A 23,790-nucleotide genomic window follows, 5' to 3' on the forward strand; every position below is an offset into this window, starting at 1 on the left:
TTCTTGATAACACTGAGAGCAGAACATGCCCGCGCCGCCGAGGCGCCTGCTGCTGATAAGACGCAGCCAGTCGTCGCATCGCTCTCGGCCGACCGTGCGACGATCACCGTCGCGGGCGAACCGTTCGCCGTCTATCAATTTCATAGCGGTCATCAGCCGGTCGTCTGGCCGATTGTTGGTCCCGCCGGTGAGGCGATGACGCGGCAGTATCCGTTCGACGCGAAGTTGCCGACGGAGCAGGACGACCACCCGCATCATCGCTCGCTTTGGTTCAACCATGGATCGGTGAACGGGCTCGATTTCTGGATGGAGCCCGAAGCCGGCGACAAGGGGCCGCAAATTGTTCAGCGCACGATTGTGGTTCAGGACGATGCAGCCGACGATGCGAGCGCCTGCCTAGTCACGACCAACGACTGGATGAACTCCGGCAAGAAGGTATGCGAGGACCTACGCCGGATTTGCTTCAGCACGGATGCAGAGGGACGCTGGATCGATTTCACCGTTACCGTGAAGGCGAGCGACGGCGAGCTGCTGTTCGGCGATACGAAAGAAGGCTCGTTCGGCATTCGCGTTCCCGGCGAGTTCGACGTCGACGCCAAACGAGGCGGCCAGATTCGCAACTCGCACGGGCAAGTCGACGGCGATGCGTGGGGCCGCTCGGCCGAGTGGGTTGACTATCACGGGACGATCGACGGCAAGCCCGCCGGCATCGTCGTGTTTGACATGCCCGATAGCTTCCGCCATCCGACCCGCTGGCATGTGCGAACCTACGGCCTGTTCGCGGCGAATCCGTTCGGCAACAGCGACTTCCCCGCGGGCGACTCACCGCAGGGCGAGGTGCGACTCGCCCCGGGAGATGAGCTGACGCTTCACTACCGCGTGCTTTTCTACAGCGGCAAGCGAACAGCCGAGCAGATCGGCGCAATCTACCGCGAGATTACCGCCAAGCCAACGGCCCCTTAACTGCACATGCGGTCGAGTTCCCTCAGGTACTCAATCGCCTCTTCCAACTCGGAAGCAATGACGCCCGGCTTCCTGCCGCCGCGATCGCACTTGCCCAGCAGGATCAAATCGTCGTAGTGCTCGCTCTCTCGCAGACGCTTGTGGGCCCGATGGCCAATCGTCTGATCGGCAATGCCGTGCGCGAGCATGTGATGCTCGATCAGCCATCGCGTCCGTTCCGGGATGAAATCTTCGAGCGCTTCGAGTCCCGCTGCCACGTGGTCGTGCGGGTCGATCGCCTTACCAATGTCGTGTAGCAGCGCCGCCAGCAGAAACTCCTCATCGTAGGGCAATTCGTTGCGGGCACGATCGAAGACCTGCAGGCTATGGTAGAGGGCATCGCCTTCTGGATGATACTTGAGATTCTGCTTGACGTTTTCGAGCGGCAAGAGCAACGCCTGATAAACCTGAAAGCGATCAACCTGTTCGCGAGCCGCGTCGAGCGCTTCGTCGAGGTCGACGTCGGGATACTCCGCCGCCAGGAACTCGCGCAGTTCCGCGATGCTCGCCTTCTCGATCGGCTTGCCGGTGATCGAGCTCTTGAACACAAAGTGAGCTTCCTTCGTCGAGTAGATCGTCAGTTCGAACGTAAACTCCGCGTCGACGTGAATGTGCGTGTAGGTGCGCGACTCATCATGCTTGCGGACGAGCTTGCGCTCGACCTCGTAGGGGAGGCCATGCTGTTCGAGGATATGCCCCACGCCCTCGACTGAATCGGCGAACAGATGAATATCAACGTCCGACCCTTGGCGCACGTGCCCTGTAAGGACGCTGCCGATTAGCCGCGGCCGGAATCGTTCGAGCCGCTCCATCATCGCGAGCGCCGAGAGTCGCATGTCACGCAGCCGATCGGTGCGCGACGCCCCTTCATGAACCCGGGCGAGCATTTGCACCTGGTCACGGATCTCGGCGTTCGACGGCAAGTCGGCCGGCTTCGTCCAGCCGTGGCCGAGTCGCTCTGCCGCTTTGCGTTTGGCACGAAAGTACTCAGATTCTTGCCGCTCGTACATGAGGCGCGCGGCTTCCCAAGCGATCTGCTGTCGCAGCTTGGAGTTTGGCATGAGAGGTGCGCCGAATAGCCCGATGGATTGGCGCGGCGGGCGGGAACGAGGGAATGGAGACGGACGGAGAAGCATCCGTCTGACCTCGCTATTGTAGGCAGTCATTGGCTCAAGGGCCAATCCCGCTGTGAGATGCTACTCGGCGGGGCGCAGGTTCGTTAGAATCAGCCTTCGCGGATAGCCTTTTCTCCAAGATCCAGCAGGTATGCGGAGCTTCTGATGTTGCAACGTCGATTTTTTTCTTCGGCAGTTCTCGCCTTAACGTGCGTCGTGATTGGAGTTGCAAACCACGCGATCGCCGCCGATGCCGAGAAACTAAAAGTGCTGATCATCGACGGCCAAAACAATCACGAATGGCAGAAGACGACGCCGCTGCTCGATCAGATGCTGCAGAAGTCGGGCCGCTTCGTCGCCGATGTGACCACGGCGCCTAAGTCAGGCGAGGACATGAGGTCGTTCCACCCGAAATTCGCCGACTACGACGTCGTGGTGAGCAATTACAACGGCGACCGTTGGCCCAAGGAAACCGAAGCCGATTTCGTCGAGTACCTGAGGAACGGCGGCGGCTTCGTCAGCGTCCATGCCGCCGACAACGCATTCGCCACTTGGCCCGAGTACAACGAGGCGATCGGCCTCGGCGGCTGGTTCGGCCGCGATGAAAAGTCTGGTCCGTACGTCTACTACAAGGACGACAAGCTCGTCCGCGACGACGGCCCCGGCCGCTGCGGCGGGCACGGCAAACAACACGAGTTCGTCGTCCGTACCCGCGAGGCGGAGCATCCGATCATGAAGGGAATCCCCGAGCGTTGGCTTCATGCTCAGGACGAACTTTACGACACCCTCCGCGGCCCCGCCAAGAACATGACGGTCCTCGCCACCGCTTACTCCGATCCCGAAACCGGCGGCACCGGCCGCGATGAGCCGAGCCTGATGGTGCTCGACTTCGGCAAAGGCCGCGTCTTTCATACGACGATGGGGCACGCGGACTACTCGATGGATTGCGTCGGCTTTGTCACGACGCTTCTCCGCGGAACTGAGTGGGCCGCGACAGGCGAAGTAACGATTGATGTGCCGGAGGATTTCCCGACGGCCGAGAAGTCGAGCAAGCGGGAGTAAGCTTGCGGTTTTTTAACGCGTTAGTTCGTGCCTAAACCGGCAGTCTGCTTAACTGGCGTCTCTCTCGAAACGTAGAATAAAATAGAGACAGAACGCTAGCCAAGTAGGAGGCAAACTCATGGCACACGAGATCTCACGCGAGACGTTAGAGCGTCTGAAAGCCGACCACAGCGACGAGGCCGCCACGCTGCTCAACGACTACAAGCGAGCGGTGAAGTGCAGCGAAATGGTCGTCGTCGACGAGCCCGACGGCACGAAGTCGCTGGTCGAGTTCAACGAGCAGGGCGAGTGTTGTACTCGTCCACTGAAGCCACGGTAGGTTGGGCTTTCAGCCCGACAAGCACCGCCGTTGGGGATGGAATAGCCACAAGTCGCTGCTGCTCAGCCGTTTTAGAGTAGTTAACTAACTTGTAACGCCCGTCGGGCTGAAAGCCCAACCTACGGAGACGCCGTTTGAAGTCCTTGACCCGCGAACTTTGGATGAACGTCTCTCAACGGCGGGCGATCGCGTCGATCCACGACGACGTCGAACGCCTCGTCCGCGAAAGTGGCGTGCAGGAAGGGCTCGTGCTCGTTAATGCGATGCACATCACCGCGTCGGTGTTCATCAACGACAACGAGTCGGGGCTTCACAGCGACTACGACAAATGGCTCGAAGGGCTCGCCCCGTTCGATCCATCGCCGGAGCGCTACCGCCACAATCGCACGGGCGAGGACAATGCCGACGCGCACCTCAAACGCCAGGTGATGGGCCGCGAGGTGGTCGTGGCGATCACCGAAGGGAAGCTCCACCTTGGGCCGTGGGAGCATCTCTTCTACTACGAGTTCGACGGGCGTCGCAAGAAGCGGATCTTAGTGAAGATCATCGGCGAGTAGTGATCGCTCCCCTGCCCTGCCCCGCTAGCGCCGAATCGCTTGGGAAAAATCGTCCCGGTTCGCGGCCACAAGTGCCTTCGCATTGACGTACGCCTGCTGCTTCGTCTGTTCGAAGGTTCCCGCGCGGGCGATTAGCCCTTCGTCGAACGCCAGTTGGTCGGAGTAGCCCGGCAGCAGCACGCGGTAGTCGTACTTCACCCGTTGCGGCTGAATGCGGTTGATGTGATCGACGAGGTTCGTCGTGCAGTTATTCGTGAGCGTGTCGTAAAACTCGGGCCGGCTGGCGAGTTGGTTCGTGCGAGCGAGCACGTCGACCAGCAGCAGTCGCGTCTGTTCCGGCGTCGCCGTCGTGGGGTAGCGGTAAACGTTCTCGTTGCGAATGTTCGTGCGGACCTGCACGACGTCGCGCTCGTCGGCCAGCACGTACATTAGCTCGTACTGCCGGGCGCTCCCCTTCCAAGCGGCGTAGGTTTCGCCCTGCTCTTTGCGGATCTCGATGCTCACGGCTAGGTATTGCGGCGGCCCGTCGGGCGGCGCGAACTCGAAGCTCAGCATCGTGTGCGCCAACCGCGGCATGTTGTCGAACGGCACCATGAAGAAGTCGACGCTCCGCAGATGGCTCAGGTCGTACGTGCGGTCCTCGTGCTCGACGACGTAAGAGTCGTCGTCGAGGTAGCGGCAGTAGCGGACGTTGTGAGCGACGAACTGGTTGCCGCGGAACTCGACGTACGGCAACGTCGCTTGGTCAGGTTCCCAATTGCGATAGTTCGACGGCGCGAGCATCTTCGTCGCGGTCGAACAGCCCAGCGAAGCGAGCAGCGCGCAAGCCAGCAGTAGTCGAGCGTATGACATGCGCGTGCAGGGACTAGTGGGGCCGCAATAAGGGACGAGAGAAGCGGCGGAGTCTAGCGAGCGCCGGCAGATGGCGGCAAGAGACGCGCGGGGCATGCTAGCACCGCAGCCTGAGGCAAGCTTGCCTCAGATGAGCACCAAGCAGGAGTTCCAATGCTTGCAACTCGGTTACAGCCGGCAGTTGCTGATCGCAGTCTCAAGAATCGCCGCGGCGCCGAGCTGCTCCAGCCGCTCCATGATGTCGATCACCTCGCCCCGCTTCACCATCGCCCGCACGGCGAACCAGCCCGGTTGTTCCAGGCGGTTGATCGTGGGGGAACTGAACCCAGGGGTGATCTGCTCAGCCTCGGCGAGCTTCGCTTCGGGGATGTTGTACTCCAGCAGCGACCAGGCGCGGGCGATTACCACGCCCTCGAGGCGGCGGGCGACGCGGTCGGCGATGTGGCCGTGCGGCGTGGCGGGATTTTGCACGAGCACCGTCTCGTAGCTGCCTAGCTCGGCGAGCACATGCAGGCGATTCGCCGCGAGCGTGCTGCCCGTCTCGACGAGGTCGACGATCGCATCCGCGACGCCGAGCGCGATCATCACTTCCACCGAACCGGAGAGGTTGACGATGTGCGGCGTCGCCTTATGGCCGGCGAGGAAGCCGGTGGTGATGTGCGGGAAGCTGGTGGCGACGCGCTTGCCGTCGAGATCGGCCGGGCGTTTGACGCCGCTGTCGTCCGGCACGCAGAGGGCGAGCCGACACTTGCCGACGCCGAGCTTGAGCCGCGTTGTCACGACGGCGCCGCTCTCGTTCACCAAGTCGCTGCCGGTGATGCCGAGATCGATGGCGCCTTCGGCGCATAATACCGGAATGTCGTCGGTTCGCAGGAAGGTGATATCGATCGGCATGTCGCGCACGCGAGCGAACAAGCTCCGCTCTTGCCGGCGGAAGCTGAGGCCGGCGTCGGCGAGCAGCTCCGTCGAGATCTCAGAGAGGCGGCCCTTGCTGGGAATGCCGATGCGAAGGTTTTCAGCCATGGCGTTGTAAGCTTTTTGAATTGAACCACTACGGCACGACGAGCACGACGAAATACTAATGAATCGGGAGCTTACTCGCGATTGAAGTAGATTGAGTGAACTCTTCGTCGTGTTCGTTGTGCCGTCGTGGTGAGTCTACTTGGATTGTTATTGGTTGACGGGCCCGCGGGAGGCTTTCTCTTCCAAGCCGGACATGCCGAACCTGCGGGCAAGTTCGCACTCGACTTCGGCGAGTTCGACGCCACGGGCCGCCATCAGGACCATGAGGTGGTAGACCACATCGGCCGCTTCGCGAATCGTGTGCTCGCGGCCCGCTTCATCGGGTTCGGCGGCGGCTTCGACGACCTCGGCCGCCTCTTCCGTCACCTTGGGGCCGATCTTGGCCACGCCGCCGGCTAGCAGCTTGGCGGTGTACGACTTGTCGGCCTCGCCGGCTTGTTGCCGTTGGCGGATCGTCGCTTCGAGTTGATCGAGGGGTCGCATGGCGGAGACGCGTTGCGGGGCGGCGTCTTCCCAGTGAGGCCCGCAGACCCCACAATGGAGGGCCACGAATGTTCAGTAATCCCGTAGTTTAAGCCGCCTCCCAGGGCGAAGCAACCGCCGTGCCTAGCGAGCTCCCCGCCCTCGATTGTTGGTTCCTCACCGGTGTGACCGCGACGGGCAAAACCCGCATCGCGCTGGCCCTGGCCGAGCGCCTGAACGCCGAGATCATCTCGCTCGATTCGATGGCGATTTATCGGGGAATGGACGTCGGCACGGCGAAGCCGACGCCCGAGCAGCAGGCGGCCGTGCCGCACCACCTGATCGACGTGGTCGACGCCGACGAGGACTACAGCGTCGCCCAGTACGTCGACGCCGCACACGCCAAGATTGCGGAGATCCGCGGCCGGGGGCGCGAAGTGCTGTTTGTCGGCGGGACGCCTCTCTATCTCAAGGCGTTATTACGGGGGCTGTTCGAAGGGCCGCCAGCGAACTGGGAGTTGCGGCAAGAGATCGAGCGTGAAGTGGCCGAGGTCGGCAACGAAGCGCTCCACGCTCGGCTCGAGCAGATCGACCCCATCGCGGCGTCCGCGATTCACCCGCGCGATACTCGCCGGCTGATTCGGGCGCTCGAAGTCTTTCGCGCCACGGGGCAGCCGATCAGCCATCAGCAGATGGAGTTCGACGATAGCCGTCGCGCCGAGGATTGCCGGGTGTTCGTCCTCCGCCGGCCGAAGGAAGAGCAGAACGCGCGGATCAACGAACGCGTGGAGGAAATGGTCGAGCGGGGGCTAATCGAGGAAGTCGAGCGGCTCACCGCCGACGGCCGGCAGCTGGGCCGCACCGCGAGCCAAGCGGTTGGCTATCGCGAAGTGATCGAGTTCCTTGCCGGCGAGCGCGACCGGGCTTCAATGCTTGAGCGGATTAAAACGAGGACGCGGCAGTTCGCGAAGCGGCAGGGCGTCTGGTTCCGCAGCCTGCCGGAGTGCCGGTTCGTTGATATCGAGGGCGACGTCGACGCGGATACGCTTGTCGAGCAGATCGTTGCCTTAGCCCCCGGTCAGTGATGCCAACTCTGTAGCTTTTGGCTCCCTCCCCCTGGAGGGGAGGGCTGGGGAGGGGGGAAGAACGCTGGTACCCGCTGCCGTCACCCCTCCCTAACCCTCCCCCTCAAGGGGAGGGGACCTCAAGGTCGTGATTACGCATTCCGAGCAATCACGAAACGGGCGATCTCCGCTAGCATCTGCTTCGCTTCCGAATCTCGCAGCGTTGAAAGTTCCGCTGCCGCTTCTTCAGCAAACTCGACCGCCGTGCGGCGGGCTTGCTCCAAAGCGCCCGAAGATTCGAGCCAATCGACTAGCATGCTGTTGTGCGTTGCGTCCGATTCCTCGTACAGCGACTGCAGCCGTTCGGCGTCGGCGGCGGCAGCCTGATCGCGGAGAATGATCAGCGGCAGGGTCATCTTGCGATGGGCCAAGTCGGTGCCGAGCGATTTGCCGGTCGACTGCTCTTCGCCTTCGAGGTCGAGCAAGTCGTCGACGATTTGGAACGCCATCCCCAGCTTGCGGCCGTAGCTCGTGAGGCGATCGACGGTCGCTTCGTCGGCGCCGGCGTAGTGGGCGCCGAGCCGGCAGCAACAGGCAGTCAGCTCGGCGGTCTTCGCGTCGATGATGCCGAGGTACTCGTCGCGGCTAAGCCAGAAATTGCCGCTGCTGTTCGTTTGGCGGAGCTCGCCTTCGCAAACGGTATTCGTCGACTCGCCAATCGCGCGGCAGCCGAAGGTCGTCTCCAGCGTGCTCGCCATGTAGAACGCGTGCGAGAACAGGTAATCGCCCAGTAAGACGCTTGTATTGTTGTCCCAGCGGGCGTTGACCGTATCGAGATGGCGGCGGACGTCGGCCTCGTCGAGGACGTCGTCGTGGACGAGGGTCGCCGTGTGGACCATCTCGACCACTGCGGCGAGCGTGTGGTGCTCGGGCGTCACTTCGCGGACGGCCTGGGCGGTGAGCAGCAGCAGGGCAGGGCGAAGCCGCTTGCCGCCGATGCGGAACGAATGCTGGGCCAACTCGTCGATGAACGGGTCGGAGTGCCGCAGTTCCTGCTGCAGCCGGCGATCCACCAGCGCAAGGTCAGCCGCTATCGGCGCAAACAGCCGGCTAAGTGCCTGTCGTGCATCGGCGTCGGTATGGCGAACCTGGCTCATCGATCCCTATTCCTGTTGCTGTATCCTAAGCCAAACACGTCTGCGGGCACGAGGGGGGAGTTACTCAGACTTCTGCAGGGCCTCGGCGGAGCGGGCGAAATCGCCGCTGGCGCCTCCCGACTTGCTCTCGAGCTGAATCCGCTCGATCGTCATGCCGCGATCCATCGATTTGCACATATCGTACACAGTGAGCGCTGCGACGCTCACCGCGGTGAGGGCTTCCATCTCGACGCCGGTTTTCGCGGTGATTTCGACGGTCGCCTCGATCTGTAAACCGTCATCCCCGCGGGGAGTTAACTCAAGCCGTACGGAATCGAGCGCCAGCGGGTGGCACAGCGGAATGAGGTCGCCGGTGCGCTTGGCCGCCATGATTCCGGCCAGCCGGGCGACTTCGCGGACGTCTCCCTTGGCGGTTTCCCGATCGCAGATTGCTCGCAACGTTGCCGGGGCCATCCGCACCAACCCGCTGGCTCGCGCTTGGCGGCGGGTGACCGGCTTGGCGCCGACGTCGACCATGCGACTGGCGCCTGCGTCGTCGAAATGAGTGAACTGGCTCAATGCGGGGGCGTCCTGGCGGTTCGAGGACGCTCGATCCAGAGGGCGGGGGCGTAACCCTCATCATTCTAAGGAATGAGCCGCGATCGTCGAGACGGCAGAAAAAGCCACCCGCGCCGCGGCTTCCGGCCTGTTAAGGCGCGATATGGAAGCCACCGGCTCCGCCGGTGGCTTTTACGCCGGCAGTTTGCTGGCAGCGTCCCCGAATAGCGCTACCGGATTTCCAGCGTCGAAGCGGGCCGAGCCGCGGTACGGGGCTCGGCGTCGGCCTCGTGGCGTTTGACGATCGACCGCACCGGCCATTCATGGTTAAGGGCCGGACGTGGCTTGACGACCTCAGACTCCGGCGGGGCGACCACCAGCGATGGCTTCTCGTCCGGCGCCGGTAGGATCGCGGGCTCACTGGTTGGAGCAGCCGGCGGCGCGGGGTCGACCGACGGCATGTCTACGTCGCCGAATTCACCCAGTTCATTCAGGCGCGGCCCGCGGGCCATCTGCGGTTCGGCGGCGGGCACGGCTTCCGGCCGCTTGAGTTGGTCCAGCATCCAGACCTTCCAGTTGGCCTGCACCCGCGGGGCATGCCACTGGACGGCCGACCAAATGAGGCCGGGAGTCGTCGCTTCGGTCAGTTCACGCGGGTCGAACAACGCGAGCGTGCTCTCGAGGAGCGACTGGTTGGAAACTTGCTGAGCCGTTTCGAGTTGCACCTTCGCCAGCGTCTCTGCTTGGGCGGCGAGTTGGGCGATGTCGAGGTTCCAAAGGCGAGCGGTCCAGTCGTCACCAGCGGCGGCGAGCCAGCGGCCGTCGGCGGTGAAAGCCAACGCATTGATTGCCTTATCACTGGCGGCGAGGACGACCGGCTGCGGTTCGACGCCGGCGAAGTTCACCCGCCACAAGAAAACCTTGCCTGACGCATCGCTCGCAGCGAGCCAATCGCCCGCCTTGCTGACGGCGACGGCCGTGATCTTCGCGGCGCCGAGCGGGAGGAGCGTCGGCTCCGTCTCGGTAGAGACGCCTTGCAGGTTCCAAACGCGAAGCCGCTGATCGTCGCCGGCGGCTACAAGGTAGCGGCTGTCGGCGCTGATGGCGGCGGCGCGAACAGGGCCGTCGAGACCCTTGAGCAGCAGCGATTCGCTGGCGTCGCGACTGTTGAGATTCCACAGGCGGACAGCCGGTTCGCGGCCGGCGCCGCAGGTGACGAGCCATTTGCTGTCATTCGAGAACAGGATCGCCGTGACGTGACCGTGGCGGCATTGCCGTTCGACTGAGGCGGCGGCCGGGTCGCGAGCGGTGAGGTCCCATAGCTTCACGACGTCGTCGACGCCCAGGGCGAGCCAATGGTTGTCGGGGCTGATCGCCATCGCTTGGATTTGGCCAGCGTGGCCAGTGAGAGCCATCGACGTGGCTTTGCCGGCGCTACCGGCGAGATTCCAAAGTTGGCCGAGGCCGATGTCGGCGCCCGCTTCGGTTGAAACGGCGGCGAGCCAGTCGCCGTTCTCGCTCAGCGCCATCCGCGAGATCGGTTGGCTCCGCCCGGGCAGGATGACGGGGATGGCGGCAGGAGCGTCGGCGCCGAGCGACCAGACGCAGGCGGTCGCGTCGCGGCTGCCGGTGATCAATGAATCGCCTTCGCCGCTGAACAGCACGCTGGTGACCGGCTTCTGATGGATGTTGAGCGTGCTTGCCGTGCGCTGCGGATGGTCGGCGCGAAGGTCCCAAACGCGTGCGGTGCGATCGACGCTGCCGGTGGCAAGCCAGCGGCCGTCGGGGCTCACGGCGAGCGTCGTGATGGGGCCGGCGTGGCCGCGGAGTTCAATGGCGTCGATGTCGTGGCTGCCCGAGCAGCGGAGGAGCGAATCGCGGAGGCTTTGGTGAGCTTCGGGGAGTACGATGCCGTCCACATCGAGCGTTGAGCGGATCGCGTTGGTCGAAACCGACACGCTGCGCCAAGGCTCGGCGGCGGCCAGCTCTTGCGACTGGGCGGCGAGGTACTTGGCGGTCACAGCGCGAACATCGCGCTGGGCGGCGAGCCGCTTGGCTTCGGCGTCGGTTCGCTGGAGTTCCAGCCGCTGCTGCTGTTCGAGCAGCCGCTGCGTCTCGGCTTGTTGGCGGGATTCGACGGTTTGCTGCTGGAGGGCGAGCTTATCGCTGGCCGTGTGGTAACCGAAGTAACCCGAGAGCATTGCAATGGCGAGGGCCGCGGTACCGGCCACTCCGCCCGCGAGGGCCAGCTGGCGGCGGCGAGCCGAAGCTTGCTTGGCGGCAAAGTCGGGCGCGGGCAAGATTGGGCCGGGCGACTTCTGCAGCCAGTGGATGGCGTCGTCGTTGTCGCTCGCGGCAGGCGGGGCGATGGCGAAGTCTTCGATGTCTAGCTTGGGACGTTGCGGCGACGCGTCGATCGTGCAGGCTAAGCCGCAAGCATCGCAGACGACGACCTGTGGGCTCGACTGCGGGTCGAACTCCATCAGCTCGTTGCAGAGCGGACAGCAGCGAACGATATGCAGCTCCGGCGCGTCCGGGCGGCGACTGCTATCAGAGGAAGCGTTGTTCGAGCGGCCTGCCATATCTCGGCTACTACCCATGCTGTCGCGCGATCCCGCAAGAACCGAGCCTCCGTCAAATACGGAGCGTTCGTCTCAACGATCATCGGCTGCATGGCGCCGGCGCCCGCCGAAAAATGCATGAGGCCGGTAGATTCGCTAAAACCGGACCACGTTTAGGGGGATTGTCGCATCTTGGGCGTCGCGCAGCGCGACGCGCGTGCGGTTACCCACTGACACGCGGTTACCCACCGCCGCGAACGCATCGATCGATCGTCGAACCGCTTAGGCGGCGCGACGAATTGGAATGATCCGCTCTTCCTTGCCGCGGAGGCGATCGACCGCTTCAGGCCGCTTGGTCGCGGTCGGCGCCTTCGGGGCGCTGAGCGAATCGATCAGTTCGTTCATCGAGAGCGAACGGTTGTCGATTTCGAGCGGGGCCTCGCCCTGCGGATCGCAGAAGAGGTCGACCGTCGTTTCGTCGAGGCGAAGGACGTCGAGTTCGCGGAGCAGGCCGTCCATCACCGCCTGGCGAACCAGGTGGCCGCGCGTGGCTTGGGCGTCGGCTCCGCCTTCGCCGAGGGAATCGAGGGCGCGCTTGGCGAGTGCGGGAAGATACTCGGTCGGAATTTCAATCGTCCGGGGGACGTAGATTTTCAGTTGCATCGTTCCCTCACGAAATCGAGGCGGCCCTGGCTGAACGGTCCGCACGCAATGAGATGTATGGAGCAGGCGAGCGGCCTTGGGCCGATCCCGACGCGCCTCCAAAAGTGGGCCGTCGGAAATGAGTATCGGCTGAGCAGGTTGTAGGGATTGCATCGAAATCGATGAAATCGTTGAACTGCCAGCGAGCGGCTCGCTGTGCGTCGATCATCATGCGGCGGGTGTTTTGTCGTTTTCTGTAGTTCCGCGGGGCGAGTGTAATTTTTGGCGACAGAATTAAAACGCTGTTAAGTCCTTTCTGTGTAATTGGTTGCGCGTTTTGTTGTCGCGAATTTTGTCGTTTCTGTCGCGATAAAATGGTGTTTTCACCTCAGTTCGCTGGGCGGCCTTCTAGGAAAGGCCTCCACCGTTCCATGCGGTGAGCGGAATCGGCGTCGGAGACGCCTCCCACAAGGAGGTGTTTCGCAGGCTGGGCCCTTCACCGCGCAGTTAGAACGCGCCGGATTGTATACGGACGTTCAGTGTAGCGGGCTGGGTGGCCAATTGCAAGTCGATTGGCGCCTAATCGAGCGGATTCTCGCGAGAAGCTTGCTGCCCGAGTTGTTCGGCGAGGCCGATGAGGATGCCTTCGGGGCCGCGGATGTAGCAGAGGCGGTAGACGTTCGCGTATTGGACGACTTCGCCGATGACTGTGGCGCCGTGCTTCGCGAGGCGGGTTAGCGTGTCGTCTAAGTTTTCCACGGCGAACATCACCCGCAGGTAGCCGAGCGAGTTCACGGGGGCTGTGCGGTGATCGGCGACGACCGGCGGGGCGTCGAAGCAGGAGAGTTCGAGCCGGCTGTGGCCGTCGGGCGTTCGCAGCATGGCGATTTCGACCCGCATGTCTGGCAAGCCGGTGATGCGATCGGCCCACTCGCCGGCGATCGGGGCGCGGCCTTCGAGTTCCAGGCCGAGCTCGACGAAGAACTCGATGGCGGCGTCGAGGTCAGCGACGACGATGCCGAAGTTGTCCATGCGTTTAATGGTCATGTGTGCCTTCTTTGGAACATAAGGAATTAACCGCCAAGGACGCCAAGGACGCCAAGGACACCAAGAGCGCCAAGGGAATACAAGGAGATGTAAGGAACCGCGGATGAACGCAGATAGACGCGGATGAAGAAGAATGATCTGCGTTCATCTCCGTCCATCGGCGGTTTCATATCCCCCGTACTTCCTTGGCGCTCTTGGCGTCCTTGGCGGTTCAATTCTTTTCGCCTGCTTTCTCTCGAACGGTTTGTTCTCGGCCTAGCCACGCGCCTAGCGCCATCCACACGCCGACGAGCGGGAGGATCGCCATGGCGGCGGCGCTTGCGGAGAAGCGGCCGAGGGCGTCGACGACGTTGGCCGCGGCGACGTCGCTGCCGCGGAAGACGGCCGTGTCGATGAACGCTTTTGATTCGTACTTTTCGGTGCGGCTCACCACGGTGAACAGCACTTGCTGCGCGGGGACGAGCAGGCCGTAGCCGACGATTTCTTGGACGACTTTGGCGACCATGAGCGGCCAGAGCGTGGCGTCGATCGACAGCCAGACGAACAGGCCGACGATGACGCCGCAGGCCGCGGCGAGCGTCGCGCCGACGCCGACGAGTCGCATCAGCGCGGCGGCGAGAAGGGCTTGGAACGCGAGCGTGCCGGTTTGGGAGTAGAAGTTCATCGCGGAGAACAATTCGGTGCGTTCGGCGACGGCGAGTCCTTCCTCGCGGAGCGTGTGTTGAAAATTGTTGTAGACGAAAGTCGCGGAGAATTTGCCGATGGCGGTGAACGCGCAGATCATCAGCAAGTAACGCGACGAGAGCACGGTGCGGAGGCCGGCGAGGAGCGAGCCGCTGGAAGGGGGCTTGCTGGCGGTGTTGTTTGACTTGTGAGCTTGTTGTGATTTGTGGGAGGCGTCTCCGACGCCGATTTCGCGCTCCACTTCAGTTCTCTGCGGCCCGCTAACCGGCTTCGGGGTCGGAGACCCCTCCCACAAAGAGCATCTTGCAAACTCTTCGCGCGAGGCGAACCGCAACAAGAGCCAGGCCGTGGCGATCGCGAGTTCGAGGGCGACGATCGCGACGACCATCAGCCACTCGAGCCCCAGCCGCTGCGCGGCAACGTGGCCGACGAGCGACGCGACGATCGAGCCGACGGTGCCGGCCGCGGCCATGGCGCCGAACCAGCTCTTCCCCTCCTCGGCGGAAAAGAGGTCGGCCATCACGCTCCAGAAGACGGCGACGACGTAGAGGTTGAAGACGCTCACCCACACGAAGAAGGCGTTGCGGAGCCATTCGGTTTCACCCTCGCCGCGGGCGAGCAGCAGGGCGAACGCGACGAGGCAGGCGACGAAGAACTGGTAGACGCCGAAGACGAGTTGCCGCCGCGTGGTGCGGGCGACGATTCGCCAGTAGAGAGGGAGGGCGGCAGAGGCGGCGAGGAACGTGGCGAGGTAGAGGGGGCCGAAGAGGCGGGTTTCGGTGGCGAGGGCGTCGCGGACTGGTTTTAGGACGTAGTAGGAGAAGAGAACGAGGAAGAACCAGAGGGCGGAGAGTAGGAGGCGGGTGGGCATGAGGGCCCATGATAGCGGGGGAGAGTTGAGGGGGGATACCGGTGTCGTCGCGATGGTTACACCAGGGAGGCGGACATAAGAATGTCAATCACCCGCGATGGCCCATGCGTCCGACGCTGTTCCCCGCAACCGTGTTAATTTGTGCGAGAGTCGATGGAATATCGACTCCGTTTTACATTCGCCGCAGACGACAGTACTACACCCGAAGTCATCCACGAGGAAGTCATCCACGAGCATGTCGGAAGGCTCCGATAGTGGGTTGAAGGCCTCCTCAGCGGCGGAAATTCCGAACGCCGCGCCGCAGGCCGGACATACTAGGTCTGCCAGCAGGCGTTGAGATTCGCGCATTCGCCGTTGATGCCGCATGTCCGAGAGGACCGCCGCAATGAAGATCGCAGCGAACAGCGCGAAGCACGGATAGGCGACGTAGGGAAAGCTACGCGCGAAGCGGAGCGCGCCGTAAAGAGTCAGCAATGCAAGCGGCGTCCAAATTGCTCCGGCGATTAGGTGTGGTGCAAATCGCTTTAAAGTTGCCGAGGGATGCATAACAACGAAGCTCTTGGCTAGCCTGAAGTTGGTTTTCTGCGTAAGCAAGTGTAATTGATGTGAGCTAATGAAGCTAAGTGGTGAGCCGTTGAAGGCGTGTACCCGCTTCGTCCCCCCTCCCTAGCCCTCCCCTCCAGGGGGAGGGGACCAGATGATTTAGGGTCGGGTGGTGCTCTGCGGCATGCTCCCTGTCGTTTTCTGCTGCTCGCACTCTAACTCTACTCAGTCCCATCCGGCTCCCTCCCCCTGGAGGGGAGGGTTGGGGAGGGGGGCGGCAGCGGCGTTGGCGTGGCCACTTCAAGCGCCTGCCGAATCGCATCGACCACGCGGTGCACGTCCTCGTCGATCTCGTGATTGCGGAAGCGAATCACACGGTAGCCGCGTTCGGCAAGCCAGGCGGTGCGGCGGGCGTCGTGCTCGGCGACTGCTGCTTCGAGATGTTGCGGGCCGTCGAGTTCGACGATGAGTCGTTGCGCGAGGCAGATGAAGTCGACGATGTAGGGGCCGAGCGCGGCTTGGCGGCGGAACTTGTGGCCGTTGAGTTGGCCAGCGCGTAACAGGAACCACAGACGTTTTTCAGCGCCGCTTGGCTCATTGCGGAGCCGGCGGGCGAAATCTCGCTGGTCTTCGTCGCGGTACATGAGGGGGATTGTAACCTCATGGGGCGACTTCATGCTTGCTTGTCGCGAACACTCCGGAAAATAGACCCCTGAGGTCCCCTCATCTTGAGGGGAAGAGTTAGGGAGATGTACTTGGATCTGGCGCCAAGGTTCAGCACCCCCTCCCCAGCCCTCCCCTCAAGGGGGAGGGAGCCAGAGGTCATCCATGCCTCCTGCGGCTGCGCCGCCCAGGTAGGCGAGTACGCCAACCTGGGCCACCCGTGATTGCGATCAACGCGGTCGCCATTAAAAGCAGGGCGGCTGGCTCGGGGACGGGCGTCGCTGCGGATGCGGTTGATGCTCCGGCGCCAAAGTTGGCCTTCCAATCGTCGAGGCTGCCGACGCTAGGATTGCGTTGCCACGCGAGGAAGTCGGCGCCGTCGACGAGGCCGTTGAGATTGAAATCGCCAGCAAGTGGATCGGGCGCGGGGGCGGCAAGCGTGCCGGTGACGCTCCATTCGTAGCGGATGTTGCCATTGCCGGCGTACGTTTGATACAGCGGGCTGAAGGCGGTATCGTCGACGGCTAACGTGAAGGCGTTGTTCACGACGTTGAAGACGCCCGTGTAAACGAGTGCGTCGTCGACGTCGGATTCGATGGTGAACTTGATCTCGCTCGTGAGATTGATCGTGGGCGCGGCGGCGCCGTTGAGCGTGACGCTCCCGGAAAAGGCGCCGAACGACGTGGCGTATGGGGAGGCCGACGCGATCGCCTGGTAAAAGGTGAAGCGGCCGGGCGCGACGTGGGGGGAGAAGTTGAACGTGAGCTCCGTGACGGCGCCGGTGCTGGAGTCGTACTCGATGGCGCCGAGGTCTTGGAAGTTCTGCTTGTTGGGGAACGCGGTTCCGCCGCCGCCTTGCGGCACGTAGTTTGGCAGGGAGGCGTAGTTGAACGCGCCGTCTGGGAACGGGACGCGCGAGCTTGCGCGCGTTTGGCCGAGTTCCCAGAAGGCGTCTTGGACGTGCTCGATGAAGCGGCTGCCGTTGTTCGCGGTGGCGTTGATTTCCAGCGTGGCGCCGATGGCGGAGCTCGCGACTACGATGGCGAGCGTGGCGCCGGCGAAGGCTCGAAGTTGCATGCGTTTTCCCTTCATTGATGAAGGTTTAAGCCTAGGCGACGCTTGGCGCCAGAAAAAGGGTCAACCTTGCAGTGGACGGCATCTGCGCGAGTTTTGTCGGCGCGTAATGGCAGCGGCGTCGGTCTCGCAATCTCTATCGCGTGAGTGCGTGTCGGATTCATCGACGGACGTGTCGGTAGGAGCGACGCCAGGCAGTCGGCAGCGGTGGGGCAGCAGAAGAAGTCTTCGCATACAATGGGCGAGCCGTCGTGACGCGGCTTCGATGTTGGCCCAACGCTGCGCCTGATCCCAAGTATGTTCGAGCTGCAATCTACAACTTACGGAGCTCGCACGCCGGCGCCAACGAACTCTCAGCGCGGCTTTACGCTGATCGAGTTGCTGGTCGTGATTGCGGTGATCGGTCTGCTCACGGCGCTACTGCTGCCTGCCGTGCAGGCGGCCCGCGAGTCGTCGCGCAAGGCGACCTGCGCGAACAACATGCGGCAGATGGGACTTGCGGCCTCTCAGTTCGCCACGGCTCGCGGGACGTATCCGTGCAGCTGGCCCAATGGGGATGCGTCGATCACTTGGGCGCGGGAGTTGTTGCCGTACCTTGAGCTGCGCTCGCTCTGCGATGCGTGGGACGACCGCCTGGGATTCTTCGAGGGCGCGAACGGCGACTTGGCGGCGACGATCGTGCCGACGTACAAGTGCCCCACGGCGCCCAGCGACGATGTGTACGAGTATGAGAAGATTGGGCCGCAACCGACGCGGATGGCGACCATCGACTACAAAGGATGCCAGGGGGCGAACTCCAACGACCCGATCGTGAAGCATTGGGGGAGGACCGGCTGGGCGGCCGGAATCATCAGCCGCGAGTACACGAGTCCCGGCAAGATTACCGACGGGCTATCGCAAACAGTTTTGCTGGTGGAATCGGCGGGGGGCTCGGAGCTCTATGGTCCTGAGCGAAGCGCGTGGACGCCGGCGCGCATCTGGTACCCCGAGGATGGGTCGTGGGTGGGCCGCGCACTGAGCAGCGTTTCGCCAACCGCCTACGCAGCTATCAAACGCGTGAGCCGCTGCACGGTGAACTGTTCGAACTCGTACGACTACGGGCCCTACGCGTTTCACGACGGGGGCGCCTACGCGGTGTTGGCGGATGGGAGCGTTCGGTTTCTTTCCGAAGAGATTGAGCCGGTGATTTTGCTGGGGCTCTATTGTTATGACGATGGGGACGCGCTGTCGGGGTTTTGACGGCGTCGCCGTTTGATCGCGCGTTTGCCAAGAATGCGGCGCGAAGCGGCCGCATGCTTACGATGGTGCGGCGATGTCTTGCGGAATGGTAAGCGACCCCCGGGCGGAGCCCGGGGCTAGGGAAGACGCGACGCGCTGGAATGGGGGGCTAGAAGTCCAAGTGCGAGCCGGCGAGGTTGGCGAAGGCGTGGTCGAGCGAGTTCAACGCGTCGGGGTTCGCTGCTGCTGCTTCTTCGTCGTCGTTGTAACTTAGTCCGAAGTCCTCGGCGTCGCTGTGTGCTGAGCGCTTGAGCCCGGTCGGCGAGAAGCTCGACCAGAACGCGTGCCGCGATGGCGTGGAGTAGTTATCGGCGTCTTGTTGCGTTGCGGCTGCTCTTGGCGAGGCGGCTCGCGTTACGAGGCCTTCGCCGGCTAGCCAGAACCAGTGTTGAGTTACCGGAGTCGCAGCTGAGCTTTCGCTGGCGGGCGGCGACGGTTGATCTTCGCTGTTCGTGATTGCGAGCGTTGTGGGCGCTATCGCAGGCATAGCGAACGTGGCGCTGGCTGGGGCCATCGCGGGCGCGGCGGCGGGGGCCGCAGCGGTGACGGCTCCGCTTGTGCCGAATTGCGTTTTCCAAACGGCTAAGTCGGCGGCGTTGACGGCGCCGTTGTTATCGGCGTCGCCGTTGGCTTTCGTCGCGTTTGACGCGATGCCGAAGCCGCGTTGCCAGGCGAGGAAGTCGCGGCCGTCGACTCGGCTGTCGGCGTTGAAGTCGGCGGAGGCCGCGACGCTGGCGACGCCTTCGTAGGCGCCGACGTCGATGCGGCCGTTGAGCACTCGCGCGAACGCGCCGCCGCGTTGGTCGACGCTGGGCGGAGATGCGTAGCCGGGGTTGCCGGCGTCGATGGCGGGGCTGCCGGTAAGGAGGGCCATTGTCGGCGTGGGGCCGCCGTTGTTTTGCAGCGGGCCGAGCTTGGGATCGGCGCTGCTCACGACGGCGCCGGCGAAGCCGCTGAAGGTGCGGATGAGGTTGTAGCTGCCGGAGGTGGCGTTGACGCCGTTGCCGATGGTCGCGCCGGTGAAGTCTTCGCCGGCGGGGGCGCTGGCTTGGCCGATGATCGTGTTGTTAATGACGGCGTCGGCGGTGATTGAATCTGTGGTGGCGTATCCGTCGTCGCCGAGATTGTAGACGCCGCGGCCGGCTTGGGCGGCGATGTTGGCGAAGATCGTGCTGCTGGAGATGGTGATCGTGCCGTTGTGATTGTAGAGGGCGCCGCCGATTCCGGAGCCGCCGACGTCCCCTACCCCGCCGACAGCCGTGTTGGCGGCGAGCGTGCTATTGCTGATGATGACGATGCCGGCTTCGTTGAAGATGGCGCCTCCCATGCCCGAGCCGCCATTGCCGCCGATGCCGCTATTGCCGCCCGCGCCGCCGCCAAAGCCGCCGGCTCCGCCGATGCCGGGGAATGACGAGGCGTACCCGCCGCCGCCGCCCCCGCCGCCGTAGCCGCCGATGCCGCCGGGTTGACCGCCGGAACTGCTGCCATCGCTCGCTCCGCCCGCGCCGCCGCCGCCGAAGCCGCCATCTTCGCCGTAGCCGCTACTGCCCGCGCCGCCGTTGGGCCCACCGCCCGAGCTGCCGTTGTTGTTGGCGACGTTGGCGCCTTTGACGTTCAGGCCGCCGCCGCCTGAGCCGCCGTTACCTTCGAGCGTTTCGTTGAACATGCCGCCGGCGCCCCCTTGGGCGATGTTGGCGGTGAGCGTGCTATTGAGGATTTGTAGCGTGCCTTGGTTAAAGACAGCGCCGCCCAGGCCGGCGCTGCCGCCGCCGCCGCCGCCGAGGAAGAAATCGCCGCCGGCGAAGCCGCGAGCCGTTCCCCCAGTGAGCGTCAGGTTTTGTAGCGTGAGATTTCCGCTGTTCGTGACGTCGAAGAGTCGCATCGTAGTTCCGGCCGCGGTAACGGTGACGCCGCTGTTGCCGGCGGGGCCCGTGACGACGATGTTGCTCGTGATCGGCAGCGCCGTGGGACCGACGCGGCCGGAGCCGACGGTCGTCAGCGTGATCGTTTTGCCGTTCAGATTGCTGGCGAAGGTGATCGTGTTCGAGATGCCGCCGACGAGCGTGACCTGGGCCTTTTCGCTCGCGGAGAGGGCGTCGTAAGAGCGCGTGCCGTTGGCGAGTTCGATCGCTTCGCGGAGCGAAAGCGTGGCGGCGACGTTGGTTTCGTCGATTTCAGCGTTGACGATCATGCTGGCGACGAGGCGGTACTCGAAGGCGCCGACGTCGATGTTCGTCGGATCGCGCGGCAGGCCGCGCTGATCGGTCGCGGGGACGCCGTTGCCGGGGAGCAGGTCGATGCCTTGATTGATGGCCGGACTGCCGGCGAGCAGCGCCATCGTGCGGGTGAGGCCGCCGTTCTCTTGGAGCGGACCGAGTTGCGGATCGGCGTTGCTGGCTCCGCCAAGAAACCCAAACTGTACGCCCATCAAGTTACCATTGCCGGTGCTGGTATGACCGGCGCCGACGGCGAAGGAGGTGTAGTCGTCTACCGTCGGCGCGCCAACATGACTGATGATCGTGTTGTTGATGTGCGCGGCGGCCAAGGTCGTGTCGGAGATGCTGAAGACGCCGCTGCCGGCCCGCGCCAGCGTCGAGCCGTCGCCCTGCGTGACGGTGTTCGAGGCGATGGTGCTGTTGGTGATCGTGATCGTGCCGCTGCGATTGAAGATCGCGCCGCCGAGGCCTTGGCCGGCGCCGCCGTTCCGGGCGGGATCAATCGCCGTACCGCCGGCGCCGCCGACGGCTGCGTTGGCGGTGAAGGTGGAGTTGACGATGGTGACGGCGCCCGCTTCGTTGAAGATGGCGCCTCCCATGCCGGCCCCGCCGCCGCCAGCGCCGCTTTGCGATTCGAAGGTCGCGCCGCCCCCCGCGTGCCCCGCGCCGCCGCCATACCCGGCCGCGCCGCCGACGCCCGCGTGATCGGCTCCGCCGCCGCCGCCGCCGCCAAAGCCGCCGGCGCCGCCAGCGCCCTTGTACGATCCGCCGCCGCCGCCCCCGCCGCCCAGGGTTCCTTTGCCGCCCGTTCCGCCGATGATGGAGGGATCGAGGCCCGCGCCGCCGCCCCCGCCGCCGCTGCCGATCAAGCCGGCGTTCATGCCGTTGTTCCCGCCCGATGCGCCGCCGTTGCCGCCGCCATTGCCGCCGCCGAAGCCGCCTGTGTTCGAGTTCGCCGATTGTCCGACGTTGGTCATCCCGCCGCCGCCCCCGCCGCCGCGGCCGGTGAGACTCGCGAGGTACGAACCGCCGGCGCCCCCGACGGCATCGTTGTCGTCGAGCGTGCAGCCCTCGATGGTGAGGTTGCCGCGATTGAAGATGGCGCCCCCCATGCCGGCGCTGCCGCCCCCGGCGCCGCTAAGCGCCGCGTTGCCGCCGGCCAGGCCTTGCGCGAGACCATTGGTGAGCGTGAGCCCCTTCAGCGTGAGGTTGCTGCCGACGTCGACGTAGAAGAACCGAAAGGCCGCGCCGCTACGGGCGATGTTGACGCCCTGCGACATGCCCGTCACGCCATCGATGGTCAGCGTAGTGTTGTTGCGAACTTGAAACGCGGTGGCGCCGACGTTCGTTGCAAACGGATTGACGAAGTCGCCGGCGAGCGAGATTGTGCCGCCGTCGAGTGCCGGTGCGAACTGAATGACATCGTCGCCCGTGCCGCCGTTGATGCGGTTGACGCTGGAGTTGATGACGTAGGCCAAGGAACCGACGCCAATTTCGTCGGCGGTGGTGACGGTCAGCACGGCGAGCAGGCGGCGATCCTCGAGTAAGAACACTTGCGGCACGTAGCCGCGCTGTGAAGAACGCCGCGGCTGGCGGCGGCGAGCGCGAGACGACTGCATGCGGGGGAGGATGGAATCATGCAGCCACTTTTTGAAGTTCATCGGGGGCTCGGCGCGTTGCGTTTGAAGAGAGATTTACGCGGGATTTCAGCCGTGTGTCAGCGGTGCGGCTGGCACATTCTGGGTGCGCGCGGGGAGAGAAGTCAACGAGAATCGTGAAAAGTCGCGCGGAGATGACGGGCGCGTCAGCAATTCTCTGCGGGGAGAGGCTTCGTGGCCTGCAGAGTGCCTCTTGCGGCTGCGCCGCCCAGGTAGGCGAGTACGCCAACCTGGGCTACCCGTTAGGGACTGCGTGCGGTGCTAGCGCCGGCGGCGGAGGGCGAGGCTGGCGAGGGCAAACGCTAGGAGCGTTGCGGCGGCTGGTTCCGGGACGCTGCTTGCGGCGGCGAGCGCTGGCGGCGTACCGAGGCCGAACTCGCGTTGCCAGGTGAGAAAGTCGGCGCCATCGACGGCGCCGTCGTCGTTGGCGTCGCCTTGGTTCTTGGTCGCTCCCGACGCGATGCCCATGCCGAGCTTCCATTGGGAGAGGTCGGCGCCGTCGATGTAGCCGTTGCCGTCGAAGTCGGCGGCGTAGACGGGAGGCGGAGTCGTCGTGACGCTAGAGATCACGCCGCTCCAATCCCACTCCATCGCCGGGTCGTAGTTGCCGAAGAACGCGTTGTCGGCCGTCGCCGATACCTGAAACGCGTTGCCCGCAATTGAAAATGTTCCGCTCCCATTTGCCGGGACGGAACCAAAGTAGCCGACCGAGTTGTAGTTGGCCGTGAGGTTGATTCCGGTCACTGCGCCGTTCGCAACGGTCACCGAGCCTGAGTAGCTTTGCAACTCGGTGGTGAAGCTGAGCCAGCTGCCGTTCACGTAGTTGGCGTTGAGCGGATCACGTTCGATGCCGAGGGTGAGGCCGGTGATCGTCGCTGAGCCGCTGCCGCCGACGAGGCTGGCGTCGTCGTACGTGAAATTGCCGAACTTCATGACGCTGTCGTTCGGAAAGAAATCAAAATTGTTGTTGTAGGTTTGCGAGAGGTTTTGCGTGTTCCAGAACGGTTGCCGCGTCGTGCCGGGGTAGGTCATGTTGAGTTGGCAGATGCCTTCGGACCAATAGGCAATGAAGTTGGACGTGGGGTCGGCGACGGCGTCGAGCGACACGGCGACGGTTGCTGCGTGAATATCAGCGCGACTTGCTGCAGCGAATATTGCAGTGCTCGCGAAGACGATTCGAAAGCAGTGGATGAATGCGGCGCAGCGTGGCATGAGGATCAGTAGTCTTAGTGACTCGTCGTGCATGAGAACTTCGCAGCCACTCCATTGAGCGGCTGCGAACGAAATTGAGTCTACCTAAACATGCTGCGGAACGCGCTCGAATCGATGCGCGGTTTGTCGCGAGAGCGATTCGAGCCGACTCGTCGACATGCCATCGTTCAGCTGGGGATCAGCTAGGTACA

At 63.9% G+C, this 23,790-nt stretch carries 21 protein-coding genes; 6 read left to right on the plus strand and 15 right to left on the minus strand.

Annotated elements, in window-relative coordinates; translation table 11 throughout:
* Positions 1–3 precede the first annotated feature (3 nt).
* Positions 4–963 (plus strand): PmoA family protein, encoded by a 960-nt coding sequence (locus PLANPX_RS05355; RefSeq protein WP_172991890.1) that lies wholly within the window; start codon positions 4–6, stop codon positions 961–963.
* On the opposite strand, the gene PLANPX_RS05360 is transcribed toward PLANPX_RS05355, so the two are convergent.
* Positions 960–2,063: an HD domain-containing protein gene (locus PLANPX_RS05360; protein ID WP_152097738.1), complete on the minus strand. Its 1,104-nt coding sequence runs from the start codon at positions 2,061–2,063 to the stop codon at positions 960–962. The two genes, PLANPX_RS05355 and PLANPX_RS05360, sit on opposite strands and share 4 nt — an antisense overlap.
* Positions 2,064–2,333: 270 nt before the next feature.
* Here PLANPX_RS05360 and PLANPX_RS05365 point away from each other — a divergent pair, with 270 nt between their 5' ends.
* The 3 genes from PLANPX_RS05365 to PLANPX_RS05375 all read left to right on the plus strand — a co-directional run bounded on the left by PLANPX_RS05365 (position 2,334) and on the right by PLANPX_RS05375 (position 4,055).
* The gene (locus PLANPX_RS05365; RefSeq protein ID WP_232536306.1) at positions 2,334–3,179 is read left to right on the plus strand and encodes a ThuA domain-containing protein; all 846 of its coding nucleotides are present in this window, start codon (positions 2,334–2,336) and stop codon (positions 3,177–3,179) included.
* Between the two features lie 118 nt (positions 3,180–3,297).
* Positions 3,298–3,498 (plus strand): hypothetical protein, encoded by a 201-nt coding sequence (locus PLANPX_RS05370; RefSeq protein ID WP_152097740.1) that lies wholly within the window; start codon positions 3,298–3,300, stop codon positions 3,496–3,498.
* Between the two features lie 134 nt (positions 3,499–3,632).
* Positions 3,633–4,055 (plus strand): secondary thiamine-phosphate synthase enzyme YjbQ, encoded by a 423-nt coding sequence (locus PLANPX_RS05375; protein ID WP_152097741.1) that lies wholly within the window; start codon positions 3,633–3,635, stop codon positions 4,053–4,055.
* A gap of 24 nt (positions 4,056–4,079) precedes the next feature.
* Here PLANPX_RS05375 and PLANPX_RS05380 read toward each other — a convergent pair whose 3' ends face one another.
* The 3 genes from PLANPX_RS05380 to hisE form a co-directional block, all read right to left on the minus strand.
* A complete protein-coding gene (locus tag PLANPX_RS05380) occupies positions 4,080–4,907 on the minus strand; it encodes a DUF4105 domain-containing protein (protein WP_152097742.1) in 828 nt (275 codons plus the stop codon).
* A gap of 168 nt (positions 4,908–5,075) precedes the next feature.
* Positions 5,076–5,930: an ATP phosphoribosyltransferase gene (gene hisG, locus PLANPX_RS05385; RefSeq protein ID WP_152097743.1), complete on the minus strand. Its 855-nt coding sequence runs from the start codon at positions 5,928–5,930 to the stop codon at positions 5,076–5,078.
* A gap of 147 nt (positions 5,931–6,077) precedes the next feature.
* Positions 6,078–6,413: a phosphoribosyl-ATP diphosphatase gene (gene hisE / locus PLANPX_RS05390; protein ID WP_152097744.1), complete on the minus strand. Its 336-nt coding sequence runs from the start codon at positions 6,411–6,413 to the stop codon at positions 6,078–6,080.
* A 119-nt stretch (positions 6,414–6,532) separates the two neighbouring features.
* Between hisE and miaA the strand changes: the two genes are divergently transcribed.
* Positions 6,533–7,477: a tRNA (adenosine(37)-N6)-dimethylallyltransferase MiaA gene (gene miaA / locus PLANPX_RS05395; RefSeq protein ID WP_152097745.1), complete on the plus strand. Its 945-nt coding sequence runs from the start codon at positions 6,533–6,535 to the stop codon at positions 7,475–7,477.
* A 131-nt stretch (positions 7,478–7,608) separates the two neighbouring features.
* Here miaA and PLANPX_RS05400 read toward each other — a convergent pair whose 3' ends face one another.
* The 9 genes from PLANPX_RS05400 to PLANPX_RS05440 form a co-directional block, all read right to left on the minus strand.
* The gene (locus tag PLANPX_RS05400; protein WP_152097746.1) at positions 7,609–8,613 is read right to left on the minus strand and encodes a polyprenyl synthetase family protein; all 1,005 of its coding nucleotides are present in this window, start codon (positions 8,611–8,613) and stop codon (positions 7,609–7,611) included.
* Positions 8,614–8,673: 60 nt separating this feature from the next.
* Entirely contained in the window at positions 8,674–9,171 is a 498-nt protein-coding gene (moaC, locus tag PLANPX_RS05405) for a cyclic pyranopterin monophosphate synthase MoaC (RefSeq protein ID WP_152097747.1), read from the minus strand.
* A 209-nt stretch (positions 9,172–9,380) separates the two neighbouring features.
* Positions 9,381–11,750, minus strand: coding sequence for a WD40 repeat domain-containing protein (locus PLANPX_RS05410; protein ID WP_152097748.1), 2,370 nt, complete (start codon positions 11,748–11,750; stop codon positions 9,381–9,383).
* Positions 11,751–11,993: 243 nt separating this feature from the next.
* The gene (locus PLANPX_RS05415; protein ID WP_152097749.1) at positions 11,994–12,374 is read right to left on the minus strand and encodes a hypothetical protein; all 381 of its coding nucleotides are present in this window, start codon (positions 12,372–12,374) and stop codon (positions 11,994–11,996) included.
* 558 nt (positions 12,375–12,932) lie between these two features.
* On the minus strand, positions 12,933–13,400 hold the full coding sequence (locus tag PLANPX_RS05420; protein ID WP_152097750.1) for a VOC family protein: 468 nt from the start codon (positions 13,398–13,400) through the stop codon (positions 12,933–12,935).
* 211 nt (positions 13,401–13,611) lie between these two features.
* Positions 13,612–14,955 carry an NTP/NDP exchange transporter gene (locus PLANPX_RS05425; protein ID WP_152097751.1) on the minus strand — a complete coding sequence of 448 codons (1,344 nt, stop codon included), beginning with the start codon at positions 14,953–14,955 and terminating at the stop codon, positions 13,612–13,614.
* Between the two features lie 84 nt (positions 14,956–15,039).
* Complete coding sequence (locus tag PLANPX_RS05430) at positions 15,040–15,429, minus strand: hypothetical protein (protein ID WP_152097752.1); 390 nt, start codon at positions 15,427–15,429, stop codon at positions 15,040–15,042.
* A gap of 290 nt (positions 15,430–15,719) precedes the next feature.
* Complete coding sequence (locus PLANPX_RS05435; RefSeq protein WP_152097753.1) at positions 15,720–16,142, minus strand: endonuclease domain-containing protein; 423 nt, start codon at positions 16,140–16,142, stop codon at positions 15,720–15,722.
* A gap of 178 nt (positions 16,143–16,320) precedes the next feature.
* Positions 16,321–17,238 carry a hypothetical protein gene (locus PLANPX_RS05440; RefSeq protein ID WP_152097754.1) on the minus strand — a complete coding sequence of 306 codons (918 nt, stop codon included), beginning with the start codon at positions 17,236–17,238 and terminating at the stop codon, positions 16,321–16,323.
* Positions 17,239–17,532: 294 nt separating this feature from the next.
* Here PLANPX_RS05440 and PLANPX_RS05445 point away from each other — a divergent pair, with 294 nt between their 5' ends.
* Entirely contained in the window at positions 17,533–18,474 is a 942-nt protein-coding gene (locus tag PLANPX_RS05445; RefSeq protein WP_152097755.1) for a DUF1559 domain-containing protein, read from the plus strand.
* Positions 18,475–18,622: 148 nt separating this feature from the next.
* Here PLANPX_RS05445 and PLANPX_RS27185 read toward each other — a convergent pair whose 3' ends face one another.
* Both PLANPX_RS27185 and PLANPX_RS05460 read right to left on the minus strand, forming a co-directional pair.
* A complete protein-coding gene (locus PLANPX_RS27185; RefSeq protein WP_172991891.1) occupies positions 18,623–22,390 on the minus strand; it encodes a choice-of-anchor Q domain-containing protein in 3,768 nt (1,255 codons plus the stop codon).
* A gap of 258 nt (positions 22,391–22,648) precedes the next feature.
* Positions 22,649–23,599 carry a hypothetical protein gene (locus tag PLANPX_RS05460; RefSeq protein ID WP_152097756.1) on the minus strand — a complete coding sequence of 317 codons (951 nt, stop codon included), beginning with the start codon at positions 23,597–23,599 and terminating at the stop codon, positions 22,649–22,651.
* Positions 23,600–23,790 lie beyond the last annotated feature (191 nt).

It is taken from the genome of Lacipirellula parvula (assembly GCF_009177095.1).
In the GTDB taxonomy this organism is placed as follows: Bacteria; Planctomycetota; Planctomycetia; order Pirellulales; family Lacipirellulaceae; genus Lacipirellula; species Lacipirellula parvula.